This is a genomic window from Paenibacillus sp. JJ-100, assembly GCF_948329825.1.
In the GTDB taxonomy this organism is placed as follows: Bacteria; Bacillota; Bacilli; order Paenibacillales; family Paenibacillaceae; genus Paenibacillus.
The window spans coordinates 194,461-208,705 of the sequence record NZ_CAOJCM010000002.1 but is presented as its reverse complement, the minus strand read 5'-3'; the positions used below and the strand labels follow the sequence as shown (position 1 = coordinate 208,705).

The following is a 14,245-nucleotide window of genomic DNA, read 5'->3' as shown; positions in this document are numbered from 1 at the left end:
ATCATTAAGATTGACAGTCTGTTCCCGGCGGGAATGGACTTTTTCTTTTTAAGGCATCCTATCTGTACAGTCCATGCTAAGAAGCAGCGGAATACAGACGGGCCGGGTGAAAAATATGACAACAGTCATCTTTCTAGTAGGTACAGGGGAGTTAGTTAACCAGATAGAATGTATTTTGCAAGAAGAAGGATATGAGGTACAGCACATAGAGTGGGTTGAATTAAATGAAGATGTAGTTATGCAGTTTGATCGTCCGAAATTGATCTTATTGGTGGAGCAGAAGTCTAAGCAGATGTATCAGAATATACAAAATAAAGCAGCTTTGAAAAATTGGATGAATCAGGGTACACCTATACCTTTAATGGTTATCATTCCTGAGACCTCCCCTCAGTGGGTGATTGATTGGCTGGACTTCGGTGCTTATGATGTGATGGAGGAACCTGTGCATTGGAAGGTTTTCCTAGCCAAAATTCGCAACATACTTCGGTTGTTTGCAAAGGTCAAGCCTGATGGCGAAGAAACAGTCATTGTTCAAGACTTGAGAATAAATTTGCGTTCGAGAAGGGTAAGCCGAGAAGGGCAATACCTTAATTTGACCCCAAAAGAATATGAATTGTTGGAATTCTTAGCAATGCATTTGAACGAAGCCTGTACGAGAAGTGATATTTTGCGAGAGGTCTGGGGCTACGAGTTCGCCATGGATACCAATGTAGTTGACGTGTACATTAAACATTTACGGGTCAAAGTCGATAAAGGGAGGGATGTAAAGCTAATTCAGACCGTACGAGGAATAGGTTACATGCTTCACGGTTAATTCCATCCATTTTCGAGGTATACTTCAGCTTGGAGTGAGAGGGTTATTACGAGTATATGGTATATATGAAAATTCAAGATCATATAAAAAGACCGGATCCTATAGACCCGGTCTTTCGTATATCCGTTATAAAATGGAGACTTTATAGTACGCGACGAGCAGTAACATACGTTCTTTTCCACGTGCCAGAGTTCAAATCAGACAGGGTTACACCTGGTGAACCATAGGTATGAAGAAACTTCCCTTTACCTGCATACACCCCAACGTGTGTGACATTTGATCCAGTGGAGCGGCTGCCACTTGAGAAGAATACTAAATCACCAACACGCAGATTAGATTTGGAAACGTATTTACCTTCCTTGGATTGTTTTGCGGAAGTGCGCGGAAGGTCTACACCATACTTTTTGAAAATATACTTCATAAAAGAAGAACAGTCAAAGTATTTGGTTGTTTTCGTTGAAGCACCAAATTTATATGGAGTTCCAGTGAATTTTTTGCCATAGTTTACAATTTTCTGACCTTTGGATACAGATACCGTTGCCGCTTCTGCAACAGGTACATGCGTCATTAGTACAGCTCCGAAACCTAGTGTAGCGCACAACCCGACGGTTACGGCCTTTTGGACGAAGAAGTTGTTTTTCATGTTGTTTGTACCTCCAAAATTCGTTTTCGTTAAGTTGCTAGAGCGAGTATAACAGGTTTGTAACACCCTAGAAATTGGATGTCTTAGCAAAAAGACTGATAGATCAGTAATTTGGTTATGATTATTAAAATACGATTAAAAATGTCAAAAAATTAATTGTTGACGAATACCATCATGCGCTCAAAACAAAAATCCCCTTGATAATCAAGGGGATTTCTTCGTTTAAACCTATTTTTGCTCTTTCATTCAAGTTACAAAAATGTAATCATTCCGCACCGAAGCTTCAAGTCCAGACCAAACCGATCGCATCCAAATAAATCGAACTAACCGAACGTATCGGACTGGATTGAATTGATATTGAATCGATGAAGTTAATGTCTCCGATTGTTTCGAATGTTCAGTCTTTGCTCTGAATAATGAGCAACAGGCCGCTATCAATGGTAACAGTGCCTGATTCCTCCAGCAACTTGTTGCTGATTCCCAGAGATTGTCCCAAACGAATGGTTGCTTGATCCAAAGGATACATAAAACCCTCCAGACATATACCTGTAACCTCATGCGTTAGTGGAAGTAGTGAGACATAAGTATAGCCGCGCTGCTCAACAACAGCGTGTGAAGTGGTTAAGGTCATATAGTTATGCTCGTCCTGTAGTGCACAGGAAATATGATGCTGCATCGCACGAACCATAATATGAACATTCGCAAGAGTATGATCCATTCGTGTGCCTGTCGCTCCAAATATAAGAATGTGGGTAGGTTCGTGATCCAGGGCCGTTTCAAATGCCATTTCAGTATCTGTAAGGTCTTTATGAATCGGATCACAAGTAATAAACTCAACACTGTTGCTGCTTACAATCTCTCGTTCTTCTTCTGTAATCGAATCGAAGTCTCCTACAGCAATGTGTGGCTTGATCCCATGCTGAATCAAATATAACGCACCGCGGTCTGCTGCAATAATAATGTCATCGGGCTGAATTTCCCGAAGGAATTCTTTGGCGAGCTGGCCACCTGTGAATATAATGATACGTTTGTAATCCATATTATTTCATCCTTCCTTATTATAGAGGGAACACATATTGTTTTTAAAAGGGTAGTTCACCACGAACTGAACTGAGGTATAAAACGTTACACCAAACCAGTATAATCGACAAAATGTGGTTGCACAATTTCTGTACTCACGGATACAATGGAAGAGCCACATGCAGATGACTTAAAAAGTTAGGTTTGAGCAAGTTGGATTTAAACTGTGGCTGCTGTAATGACCGGGATCGGCGGAGGAATCATTCGGGATCTCCTAGCTGGACGTAAACCCTTCGTTCTTCGTGACGAGATTTATGCCGTGTGGGCGATGACTGCAGGGTTTGCAATCGGGACGGGCTGGTTTACAACAAACATCGGTCTGCTGATCTGTTTCGTGACCGTTGTCTTCTTACGGATGTGTTCGGTACATTATAAATGGAAGCTTCCGCGTCGTTCGCTAACATATAACGGAAATGTCAGTTTAAAGACTGAAAAACTTATTCCGCAGCATGTACCTTGGGTAATTCAAAAAATCTTAAACAAGGGGGATTAATAGTATGATTAACGTTGTATTTGTGTGTCTAGGTAACATTTGCCGGTCACCAATGGCAGAAGCTGTTATGCGTCATAAAGTTCTTGAGAAGGGGTTTGATGAACAAATTCGTATTGATTCAGCAGGTACAAGCGACTGGCACGTGGGCAAACCTCCGCATGAAGGAACCCGGAATCTGCTCGATTCCTATAAAATCTCGTATGCTAACATGACGGCAAGACAGTTTGCGAGTGAAGATTTTGTTCAGTTCGATTACATTATATGTATGGATAATTCCAATGCCGATAATGTGAGAAGCTTACCAGGTGGAGAAGAGGCAGAGATTATCAAGTTCATGGACTTGCTTCCGAACGAAAAGCTGCGAGAAGTACCAGATCCGTATTTCACAGGGAACTTTGAAGAGGTGTACGAGCTGGTGAATGCGGGTTGTGATGTATTATTGGACCGTATTATAGAAGAGAACTCATTATCCTGAGGGTAATAAGAGAAATACAAAAGAACAGAACAAGGAATAAGTTTTGTTGAAAGCTCACAATGGATTTTAACAGTTCAAATTGTAAAGCGTTCTTCTATGGTTAATGAAATGGCAAAGAAGCAGGAGTAAAAGTGATCTGAATATTCCTGCTTCTTTTTCAGATCACTAATGTAAGCGTTGACAATTGATTTGAGTAATTAGAAAGTAAAAAAAGAGCGGCTGATTAGCCGCAAGTTAAAAAAATAAGGAACATTGATACCTAACTTTCCTTTAAAAAGTATAACAATGCATCTGGTAGTTCCTTTTGCCAGAAGCCCCATTGGTGATTCCCGTCCTTCTCCTGATAGGAGACGAGAGCACCACGCTTCTCCAGCAAATCCCGAGTATCTCGGCTCAATTGTACAAAATCATACGTACCTGTGTCTGCTTCAAAGGCAGTCTCCTGCAGACCAACGATCATCCAGATGGACAGCCAGGATAAATCTTCGGCTGCTGCGTAGATCTCCTGAGAAGCGGAGTAAAATGCGCCGGACATGCTGATGACGCGGGTGAACAATTCGGGATACATTAGCGCCAAATGTAGTGAAACACTGCCACCCAATGAGTCACCGGCAAGGACACGTTCCTGCGGAGAACGTCTCACAGGATATTTCTCTTCTACATAGGGAATAATCTCTTCTGCAAAGCACTTCGTGTAATTTTTGAATCGATTGCCAAACGGAGCGTATTCTTGAGTTCTCACAGACACATCGACCTGAACTCCAACAATAATGAAAGGTTCTGCTCCTTCATCGAGGATTATACGATTCGCAGTGGTGGCAATTCGACCAAAATTGAAAAACTCTTCGCCGTCCTGACAATAAACCACGGGATAACTTAGTAGCTCATTGTAGCCTGGGGGAAGATAAATACGGAGAGTTCGTTTCTCGCCGAGATAACGACTTTCGATCTCTTCCTTCACAATTGTACGTTTCAAATAGCGGGAATCCGTCATAAAACGTCACCTTTCCGGGTAATTTTTTGCATTCGCCAGCGCAATACGGTAAGATTAACCTGGTGCGGGCAATGGGTCAAACATGCAAGCATGTATTATGCTGTTATACCAATATCAAGCGCCTGTTATACATACAATCCGAAAGGAAACATAAAAAAATTACGGATTTCTTTGACGTATGCAGTGAAACAGGTGTATAATAATAATATAACAGCGGAACTTGATATTCAAATTTTTTGTTGAGGTGAAGAAAAAAATGAGCAAGGTTCCTTATGAAGTATACACGGAGGATGTAGAAGCTCTGTCCGTGCTGTCTCCTGACGGTGAAATCGTTAATAAAGACATGATGCCTAAGCTTTCCGACGATCAATTAAAAGAAATTATGTACCGCATGGTATTTACCCGTACTTGGGATGACCGTGCAGTAAACCTCGGCCGTCAAGGTCGACTTGGTTTCTATGCTCCAGTATCTGGTCAAGAAGCTACAATGGTTGGTAGTGAGTTTGCCCTTGAAAAAGAAGACTTTATTGCTCCAGGCTATCGCGACATTCCGCAACTCGTGTGGCACGGACTTCCTCTTTATCAAGCATTCTTGTACTCCCGTGGACACCAACATGGTGGACAAATTCCAGATGGCGTTAATGTATTGATGCCACAAATCATCATTGGTGCACAAATTCTGCACGCAATGGGTATCGCTATGGGTTACAAATTGAAGAAACAAAAGCAAGTTGTTATCACATACACAGGTGACGGCGGTTCTTCAGAAGGTGACTTCTATGAAGGCCTGAACTTCGCTGGTGTATATAAATTGCCAGTAATCTTCTTCGTACAAAACAACGGCTATGCCATCACTACACCTTTTGCTAAACAAACAGCAGCGCTGTCCATCGCTCACAAAGCGGTAGCAGCAGGTATCAAAGGTGTTAAAGTTGACGGTATGGACATCTTCGCTGTTATCAAAGCGGTTCAGGAAGCTGCTGAGCGTGGACGTAACGGAGAAGGCGCAACATTGATTGAAGCAGTAACTTATCGTTTCCGTCCTCACTCTCTTTCTGATGATGCTTCCAAGTATCGTACAAAAGAAGAAGAAGCTGAGTGGAGCGAAAAAGATCCAATCGCACGTTTTGCTAAATATCTGGAGAAAAAAGGTCTTTGGACTGAAGAAGATACAGCACGTGTGAAAGAAGAAGCAAAAGCTAAAGTAAATGAAGAAATTAAAAAAGCGGAAAAAACCGAGAAAATGACGATTTCAGGCTTGATCGACAGCATGTTCGAACAAACGCCTAAGCACTTGGAAGAGCAAAAAGCAGATTTCCAATAAGTTTTTTCCGATAAAGCATAAACTTCCGGCACCCATAAGGTGTCTCGGTATACATGTATGAATTTGAATGTGAATCGTCAATGTTTAAGGAGGAAATGAAGCAAATGGCACAATTGAACATGAAAGAAGCAATCCGTGATGCGCTTCGCGTAGAGCTGAAACGTGATCCTAACGTTATCCTTTTCGGTGAAGACGTAGGTAATGTCGGCGGCGTTTTCCGTGTAACGGAAGGTTTGCAAAAAGAATTTGGCGAAGAGCGTGTGTTTGATACACCGCTGGCTGAGTCCGCAATCGGCGGTTTGGCTGTAGGTCTGGGTATTCAAGGCTTCCGTCCGGTAGCTGAGATCCAATTCGTAGGTTTTATCTTCGAAGCCCTTGACCAAATGGTTGTTCAGGCTGCTCGTATGCGTTTCCGCTCCGGCGGTAAATACAATTCTCCGATTGTTTTCCGTACACCATTCGGTGGTGGCGTAAAAGCGGCTGAGTTGCATACAGACTCTCTGGAAGGTTTGCTGACGCAAACTCCGGGTATTAAAGTAGTAGTTCCTTCTAATCCTTACGATGCAAAAGGTCTGATGATCGCTTCGATCCGCGACAACGACCCTGTATTCTTCATGGAGCACTTGAATCTGTACCACGCTTTCCGTGCAGAAGTTCCTGAAGAGGATTATGTAGTGGAACTGGGTAAAGCGAACGTAGTTCGTGAAGGTTCTGATGTTACGATTATTACTTACGGTATGATGGTTCATACTTCTGTAAAAGCTGCTGAAGAACTCGAAAAACAAGGTATCAAAGTTGAAGTTATCGACCTTCGTACGATCAGCCCGATCGATATCGATACTGTCATTGCTTCCATTAAGAAAACAAATCGTGCAATTGTAGTACAAGAAGCTCAAAAGAGTGCTGGTGTTGCTGCTGAAGTCATTGCACAAATCAATGAAAAAGCAATCCTGCATCTGGAAGCACCGGTTCTGCGTGTAGCTGGTCCGGATACAGTATATCCATTTGCACAAATCGAAGATACATGGTTGCCTAACCCGGCACGTATCGTTGCTGCGGTTAATAAAGTCATGAACTTCTAATTCAATCATCTGACATGCCGCAAGGCGCAGTATGGTGATTCACATCGCAGCTCACACTGCACTGTAAACAGCCATTAGCCCCTTGAGTAACCGTTATTTGCAGTAGCAGTAACCGTTGGTTCTTGGAGTTAAGGGTTGTTTTCAGGATTGAGCACATAATCAAGGAGGTTTTTCAGTTGGCTAAATTTGAATACAAATTCCCTGAACTAGGCGAAGGCCTACACGAAGGCGAAATTATCAAGATGCACATCAAAGTTGGGGACAAAGTAACCGACGATGATATCATCATGGAAGTACAGAACGACAAAGCGGTTGTTGAAGTTCCTTGTCCGGTTAACGGAACAGTAACTGAAGTTTTCGCTAAAGATGGTCAAATCTGCCGCGTTGGTGAAGTGGTTGCGGTAATCGATGCAGAAGGCGAATTGCCTGAGCAAGATGACGCTCCTGCTGAACAAGAAAAAGACGCAGCACAAGGCGGAGCTGATACTAGCGGTTCATCTGCAGCAGCTTCCAGCTCCAATGCAGCTCAAGAAGGTGGCAACAATAGCGTTCCTGCAGTCCCTGCAAAAGACGTTCTGGCTACGCCAAGCGTACGCAAATTTGCTCGTGAGCAAGGTGTAGACATCGCTCAGGTTAACGGCACTGGTAACAACGGTAAAGTAACCAAAGAAGATGTTGAATCCTTCAAAAACGGTGGCGGTTCTTCCGCAGCGGCATCTTCCACAGCTCCGGCTCAAGAAGAGAAAAAATCCGCAGCACCTGCAGCAGCAGCTGATCAACGCCTTGAAGAAGAGCGCGTACCGTTCAAAGGTATTCGTAAAGCGATCTCTAACGCAATGGTTAAATCTGCTTACACTGCACCACACGTTACGATCATGGACGAAGTTGACGTAACTGAACTGGTTGCATTCCGTACTCGCATGAAACCAATTGCAGAGAAAAAAGGTACAAAAGTTACTTACTTGCCATTCATTGTTAAAGCATTGGTTGCGGCTTCCCGCCAATTCCCTGCTCTGAACGCAATGATCGATGAAGAAGCAAACGAAATTGTATACAAAAAATACTACAACATAGGTATCGCAACAGATACAGAAAACGGTCTGATCGTTCCTGTAATCAAAGATGCTGACCGTAAATCCATCTGGATGATCGCTGATTCCATCCGTGATCTGGCAGCTCGTGGTCGTGAAGGTAAACTGAGCGCGAACGAAATGAAAGGAAGCACGATCTCCATCAGTAACATCGGTTCTGCTGGTGGTATGTTCTTCACTCCGATCATCAACTTCCCTGAAGTTGCAATCCTCGGAACTGGACGCATCAGCGAAAAAGCGGTTATTAAAGACGGCGAAGTTGTTGCAGCACCAGTAATGGCTCTTTCCTTGAGCTTCGACCACCGTATTATCGATGGCGCAACAGCACAGAACTTTATGAATTACATTAAACAGCTGCTCGCTAACCCTGAGCTGCTTGTTATGGAGGTGTAAGATATGGTAGTAGGCGACGCTTCTCTCAATATCGACACATTAGTAATTGGTGCGGGACCTGGCGGCTATGTAGCTGCCATCCGCGCTGCACAACTGGGCCAAAGCGTATTGATCGTAGACAAATCCGAGCTCGGCGGCGTATGTTTGAACCGTGGATGTATTCCATCTAAAGCTCTGATCTCCGCTGCACACCAATATGAGGCTGCACTTCACGGCGATGCTTTTGGTATCTCCGCTGAAAACGTAAAAGTAGACTTTGCTAAAACTCAAGAATTCAAAAATGGCGTTGTTAAGAAAATGACTGGCGGCGTAGCTGGTTTGCTCAAAGGCAACAAAATTGAAGTTTTCAGCGGTGAGTGCATGTTCATCAATGAAAACGAAGCTCGTGTATTTAACGATCACGAATCACCACGTTACAAATTCAAAAATGCAATTATTGCAACAGGTTCCCGTCCAATCGAACTGAAACCATTCCCGTTTGGCGGACGCATTCTGTCTTCGACAGAAGCATTGAACTTGCCTGAAGTACCAAAAAGTTTGATTGTAATCGGTGGCGGATATATCGGTGCCGAGCTTGGTCAAATGTACTCCAAATTTGGTGCAAAAGTAACAATCATCGAAGGTATGGATACGGTATTGCCAGGATTCGATAAAGACATGACTAGCCTGGTTGCTAAAAACATGAAGAAAACAGGCATCGATATCGTAACAGGTGCAAAAGCTGAAAGTGCTGAGCAAACAGATAAAGATGTAACTGTTAAATATTCTGTAAATGGTGAGTCCAAAGAAGTAACTGCAGATTACCTGCTGGTTACTGTTGGACGTCGTCCAAACACAGATGGAGAGCTTGGTCTTGACCTGATTGGTGTAGATGTTGACGAGCGTGGATTCGTTAAAGTCGATCACCAAGGCCGCACTAGCATCCCGCACATCTTTGCTATTGGTGATATCGTATCTGGTCTTGCTCTGGCACACAAAGCTTCTTATGAAGGTAAAGTGGCTGCTGAAGCAATCGCAGGACAACCGTCTGTAGTAGACTACAAATGTATGCCAGCTGTTGTATTCACAGATCCAGAGTGCTCCAGCGTAGGTTACACTGAAAAAGAAGCTAAAGAAAAAGGCTACAAAGTAAAAGCAGGTAAATTCCCTTATGCGGGTAACGGCCGTGCCGTATCTTTGAACCATGCTGAAGGCTTCGTGAAAATCGTTGCTGACGAAGAAAGCGGCCTAGTATTGGGTTGCCAAATCGTTGGTTTGGAAGCTTCCAACTTGATTGCTGAGCTGGGTCTTGCAATCGAAATGGGTGCAACTTTGGAAGATCTGGCGCTGACAATTCACGCTCACCCAACATTGGGCGAAATTGTGATGGAAGCAGCGGAATTGGTAATGGGTCACCCGATCCACATCATCTCCCGCTAAGTTCATTGAAGCATCGGATTCGTCCGGCATCATATGTAAATTCAAAGAGGCGAATGGCGCTAACGCGTTGTTCGCCTCTTTTTTAGTGTAAAGATTGAAGAAACGGAAGATTGGACAAAATGGTAAGGTTACATACCTTGAATTGTCGACGATCAAATATCATTCTATGCCGAGGCACAGTGGTTGTGTTAAACTGATATAATGATCAGGCATGATATGGAATGAAGTCAATTGAAGCCTGTGTATGTGTCTATAGGATAGAGTAAGTATGAAATACGATTGCGAGGAGATACCATCATGAAAAACTATCTCGATTTATTACAAGATATATTAGATCACGGCGTGCACAAAGGCGATCGTACTGGAACAGGGACACAATCTGTCTTCGGTAGACAGCTCCGTTACGATTTGTCTGAAGGCTTTCCGCTTGTAACGACCAAACGAATTCACTTGAAATCGGTTATTCATGAGTTATTGTGGTTTTTGAGTGGTGATACGAACATTGCCTATCTGAAAGAGAATGGCGTGAAAATCTGGGACGATTGGGCAGACGAAAACGGTGATCTTGGTCCAGTATACGGCTCACAATGGCGGACATGGGAAGCGCCAAACGGAGAAAAAATAGATCAAATTGCAGCTGTTGTTGATTCGATTAAAAATAATCCGGATTCCCGCCGTCATCTCGTGAGTGCTTGGAATGTGGCCGAAATTAACAATATGAAGTTGCCACCATGCCATTTTGCGTTTCAATTTTACGTGGCTGAGGGTAAATTATCCTGTATGTTAACGATGAGATCCGTGGATACGTTCCTAGGTTTACCGTTTAACATTGCCAGTTATGCGCTTTTGACGCATATGATTGCACAACAATGTGATTTAGAAGTTGGGGAGTTCATATGGTCTGGTGGAGATGTGCACATCTATTCTAATCATGTGGAGCAGGTGAAAACACAGCTAGAGCGCGAGCCATTTCCTCTGCCTAAGCTGATTATCAAGCGAAAACCCGATTCTATTTTTGATTACAAGTTTGAGGATTTCGAATTTGAAAATTATGAGCACCATCCTGGCATTAAGGCTCCAATTGCAGTTTAAGCACCTGATGCAGAGTCATTTTACTTTAAATGTTGAGCTTAAAAGCAATTATGAATTCACCTATTCCATGAAAGGAGTGTTATAACCTTTGAGTATTGAATTGGTATGGGCAATGGGGGAGAATGGTGTCATCGGACGGAATAACGCTCTTCCTTGGCGTTTGCCCAAAGATATGGCTTTTTTTAAGCAGCAAACTATGAATAAAACGATAATTATGGGACGGAATACGTGGGAATCGTTTGGCGGCAAACCCCTTCCCCAGCGGCGTAACATTATTGTCACCCGGGATTTGAACTACCAAGCTGATCAGGCTGAAATCGTACATACGATTGAAGAAGGGTTGAAGGTTACGGAGGGCGAGGAGGTTTGTGTTATCGGAGGTTCTCAGGTATATCAAGAGTTTTTACCGTTTGCAGATCGACTTGTTGTAACCAAAATTCATGAGACATTCGAAGGAGATACCTTTTTTCCAGAAGTGGATTGGTCGGAGTGGGAACTGAAGAAACAAGTCGTAGGGGAGCAGGACGAGAAAAACATATACCCGTTCACCTTTGAGTTTTACGATCGGAAAAAGTAAGAAATTAAAAGACACCAGCTAGCGAATTACTCGTGAACGGTGTCTTTTTTATGTTACCGAAAGCAGTTTAGCCGACAGAGTTGTGATGCAAGAGGTAGATTGATCCATTCAATATTAGTACGGTAATCTAACCTACATAAACGCTATGATGAACAAAACACAAATAATTATGCGAATTATCCATTTAATATTCGATAACGAAAATGCTACTATAATTGAAAATATCTTTGATTAAATTTTGTGATACAATAGACAAAAAAATTAGGTAAATGCGTAATCCGTTTCATATAAAGCAATGAGAATGAAGGGATTAAGACAAGAACGGATGGGGGAAACGTAAGATGTCTACACCTACTGGATTTATGGAATACAGACGGCAGCTCCCTGCGGATCGAGCGCCAATGGAGCGCATCAAGGATTGGGAAGAGTTTCATAAACATATGGCTGAAGAAGAGCTTAGAACACAAGGTGCTAGGTGCATGGATTGTGGTACCCCTTACTGCCATACAGGTATAGATATGACTGGCGGTACGTCAGGATGTCCGGTTCATAACCTGATTCCGGAGTGGAATAATCTTGTCTATCGTGGTTTGTGGAAGGAAGCGCTGGAACGCCTTCACAAAACAAACAATTTTCCGGAGTTTACGGGTCGGATCTGTCCTGCTCCATGTGAAGGATCGTGTACAGTTGGTCTGATTGGTCAACCTGTAACGATTAAAACGATCGAAGAGGCTATTATTGAAAAAGGATTTGAAGAAGGCTGGGTTGTCCCACAGCCGCCGGAGAAACGCACTGGCAAACGTGTAGCTGTAGTAGGCTCGGGTCCGGCGGGACTTGCAACAGCGGCCCAACTGAACAAGGCTGGACATACGGTAACCGTGTATGAGCGTTCGGATCGTATCGGTGGATTGCTGGTGTACGGAATTCCAACGATGAAGCTGGATAAAAAAGTGGTTCAGCGTCGTGTAGACCTCTTAGAAGCCGAAGGGATTCAGTTTATTACGAATACAGAGATTGGCAAGGATATTATGGCGCAAGAGCTTGTTGACGAATATGATGCTGTTGTTTTGTGTGGTGGAGCAACTAAACCACGTGAATTTAACATCGAGGGTGCGGACCTCAAAGGTGTGCACTATGCAATGGACTTCCTCAATGGCAGCATTAAAAGTTATTTGGATTCAAACTTGGAAGATGGTAACTATATTTCCGCGAAAGATAAAGATGTAATTGTAATTGGTGGCGGGGATACGGGTTCTGACTGTGTAGCCACATCATTACGACACGGCTGCCGTACGATTACACAATTTGGGACCCATACTCAGGCACCAATGGAACGCGATCCGATTAACAACCCTTGGCCTCAATTTCCAAATGTATATACACTGGACTATGCTCAAGAAGAAGCTAAAGCATTGTTTGGCCAAGATCCGCGTGAATTCTCCATCATGACGACCAAATTTGTGGGGGATGAAGAGGGCAATCTCAAAGAACTTCACACGATTCAAATAGAGCGTATCGTTGACGAGACCGGCCGGAAAATTTATCAACCAATCCCTGGCACAGAGCGAGTATTTCCTGCACAGATGGCGATGATTGCTATTGGCTTTGACGGACCGGAACAAACGCTTGTTGAGCAATTAGGACTTGAAACGGATCGTCGTACGAACGTTAAGGCGCGTTATGGCAGATACAACACCAATGTGGAAAAAGTGTTTGCAGCTGGTGATATGCGCCGCGGTCAAAGTCTTGTCGTATGGGCGATTAATGAAGGCCGTGAAGCTGCCCGTGAAGTGGATAAGTATTTGATGGGTGCAACAGTCTTAGCTTAAATTTTGTTAGTAAGCTTGTAGTGTATGTCCTTATGACTTCTACTAAACATATGGTTTGAATGAAGAAGAGAGTATGATAGAAGAACCCTCACATAGTGAGGGTTCTTTGTTCTTTGTGATTGGATTCCTTATCAATTAATTATCAGCTTCGTTCATTTCTTATGAAACTGTGATGTAAAGCATTGCATTTTGTAAGATAAAGACTTATTATTAAATTATAATTATTATAAATTAGATGATGGAATATTAGGAACTTGGAAACGGAATCTGGAGTAAAATGAAGATGAATAATCGGGTTCCAGATTTAAAACGGAGGTGCACCGGTATGGTGAATAGCCGGAATTCTATTTCAGAGCAGATTGATCTAATCAAACGTCAATTGGTTGATAAAGGATATAAACTAACCCAACAACGTGAAGTGACAGTACGTGTCTTGTTGGAACATGAGAAAGATCATTTTAGTGCGGAAGAGGTATTTCTACTTGTAAAGGAGAAATTCCCAGAGATCGGACTGGCTACCGTATACCGCACACTAGAACTACTTAGTGATCTGCAGGTTGTAGAAAAGATTAACTTTGGTGATGGAGCGGCTCGCTTTGATCTCCGCAGTACCGATGGCTCTCATCATCACCATCACTTGATCTGTACGGAGTGCGGAAGTGTTGAAGAAATCATGGAAGATGGGCTGCTTCGGTTGGAGCAACAGGTTTTACATCAATACGGATTTGCTGTTACAGACCACCGATTAGATTTTCAAGGTGTATGCAGAGAATGTAGACAAAAACACAAACTTAGTGAGCAAGCGGTCGGATAAATCATGCTGGACAGGTGCTCTTGAATTCAAAATCTGATATAATGAACTATAGAAGCAAGGGGCTTCCGTCGGCGGAAGGCCCTTTTTGCTGTCATTGCGGTCGGTATAGAAGGAGAGATGGACGG

Annotated in this window: 13 protein-coding genes and 1 pseudogene; 11 read left to right on the top strand and 3 right to left on the bottom strand. The window is 43.1% G+C overall.

From position 1 onward, the window contains the following. Positions 1–115: 115 nt before the first annotated feature. Positions 116–814 carry a response regulator transcription factor gene (locus tag PQG66_RS07530; RefSeq protein ID WP_272036900.1) on the top strand — a complete coding sequence of 233 codons (699 nt, stop codon included), beginning with the start codon at positions 116–118 and terminating at the stop codon, positions 812–814. Between the two features lie 142 nt (positions 815–956). On the opposite strand, the gene PQG66_RS07525 is transcribed toward PQG66_RS07530, so the two are convergent. Both PQG66_RS07525 and PQG66_RS07520 read right to left on the bottom strand, forming a co-directional pair. Next, positions 957–1,457, bottom strand: a complete 501-nt coding sequence (locus PQG66_RS07525; RefSeq protein WP_272036898.1) for a C40 family peptidase — start codon at positions 1,455–1,457, stop codon at positions 957–959. Positions 1,458–1,854: 397 nt separating this feature from the next. Then, complete coding sequence (locus tag PQG66_RS07520; RefSeq protein ID WP_272036896.1) at positions 1,855–2,496, bottom strand: thiamine diphosphokinase; 642 nt, start codon at positions 2,494–2,496, stop codon at positions 1,855–1,857. Between the two features lie 207 nt (positions 2,497–2,703). On the opposite strand from PQG66_RS07520, the pseudogene PQG66_RS07515 reads away from it, so the two are divergent. Further along, positions 2,704–3,030: pseudogene (locus PQG66_RS07515) on the top strand (trimeric intracellular cation channel family protein); the annotation flags it as partial. Positions 3,031–3,034: 4 nt separating this feature from the next. Beyond that, positions 3,035–3,505, top strand: a complete 471-nt coding sequence (locus tag PQG66_RS07510) for a low molecular weight protein-tyrosine-phosphatase (RefSeq protein ID WP_272036894.1) — start codon at positions 3,035–3,037, stop codon at positions 3,503–3,505. 259 nt (positions 3,506–3,764) lie between these two features. Here PQG66_RS07510 and PQG66_RS07505 read toward each other — a convergent pair whose 3' ends face one another. Then, a complete protein-coding gene (locus PQG66_RS07505; RefSeq protein WP_272036892.1) occupies positions 3,765–4,499 on the bottom strand; it encodes an alpha/beta hydrolase in 735 nt (244 codons plus the stop codon). Between the two features lie 256 nt (positions 4,500–4,755). On the opposite strand from PQG66_RS07505, the gene pdhA reads away from it, so the two are divergent. From pdhA to fur, 8 genes are all read left to right on the top strand, one after another. Then, positions 4,756–5,823, top strand: coding sequence for a pyruvate dehydrogenase (acetyl-transferring) E1 component subunit alpha (pdhA, locus tag PQG66_RS07500; protein ID WP_272038107.1), 1,068 nt, complete (start codon positions 4,756–4,758; stop codon positions 5,821–5,823). Between the two features lie 104 nt (positions 5,824–5,927). Beyond that, the gene (locus tag PQG66_RS07495) at positions 5,928–6,905 is read left to right on the top strand and encodes an alpha-ketoacid dehydrogenase subunit beta (protein ID WP_272036890.1); all 978 of its coding nucleotides are present in this window, start codon (positions 5,928–5,930) and stop codon (positions 6,903–6,905) included. 176 nt (positions 6,906–7,081) lie between these two features. Then, entirely contained in the window at positions 7,082–8,389 is a 1,308-nt protein-coding gene (locus PQG66_RS07490) for a dihydrolipoamide acetyltransferase family protein (protein WP_272036888.1), read from the top strand. Positions 8,390–8,392: 3 nt separating this feature from the next. Beyond that, on the top strand, positions 8,393–9,808 hold the full coding sequence (lpdA, locus tag PQG66_RS07485; protein WP_272036886.1) for a dihydrolipoyl dehydrogenase: 1,416 nt from the start codon (positions 8,393–8,395) through the stop codon (positions 9,806–9,808). A 297-nt stretch (positions 9,809–10,105) separates the two neighbouring features. Then, entirely contained in the window at positions 10,106–10,900 is a 795-nt protein-coding gene (gene thyA, locus PQG66_RS07480) for a thymidylate synthase (RefSeq protein ID WP_272036884.1), read from the top strand. An 88-nt stretch (positions 10,901–10,988) separates the two neighbouring features. Further along, positions 10,989–11,477 carry a dihydrofolate reductase gene (locus PQG66_RS07475; RefSeq protein WP_272036882.1) on the top strand — a complete coding sequence of 163 codons (489 nt, stop codon included), beginning with the start codon at positions 10,989–10,991 and terminating at the stop codon, positions 11,475–11,477. Positions 11,478–11,818: 341 nt separating this feature from the next. Continuing rightward, positions 11,819–13,306: a glutamate synthase subunit beta gene (locus PQG66_RS07470; protein ID WP_272036880.1), complete on the top strand. Its 1,488-nt coding sequence runs from the start codon at positions 11,819–11,821 to the stop codon at positions 13,304–13,306. A gap of 325 nt (positions 13,307–13,631) precedes the next feature. Next, positions 13,632–14,120 carry a ferric iron uptake transcriptional regulator gene (gene fur, locus PQG66_RS07465; RefSeq protein ID WP_293201458.1) on the top strand — a complete coding sequence of 163 codons (489 nt, stop codon included), beginning with the start codon at positions 13,632–13,634 and terminating at the stop codon, positions 14,118–14,120. Positions 14,121–14,245 lie beyond the last annotated feature (125 nt).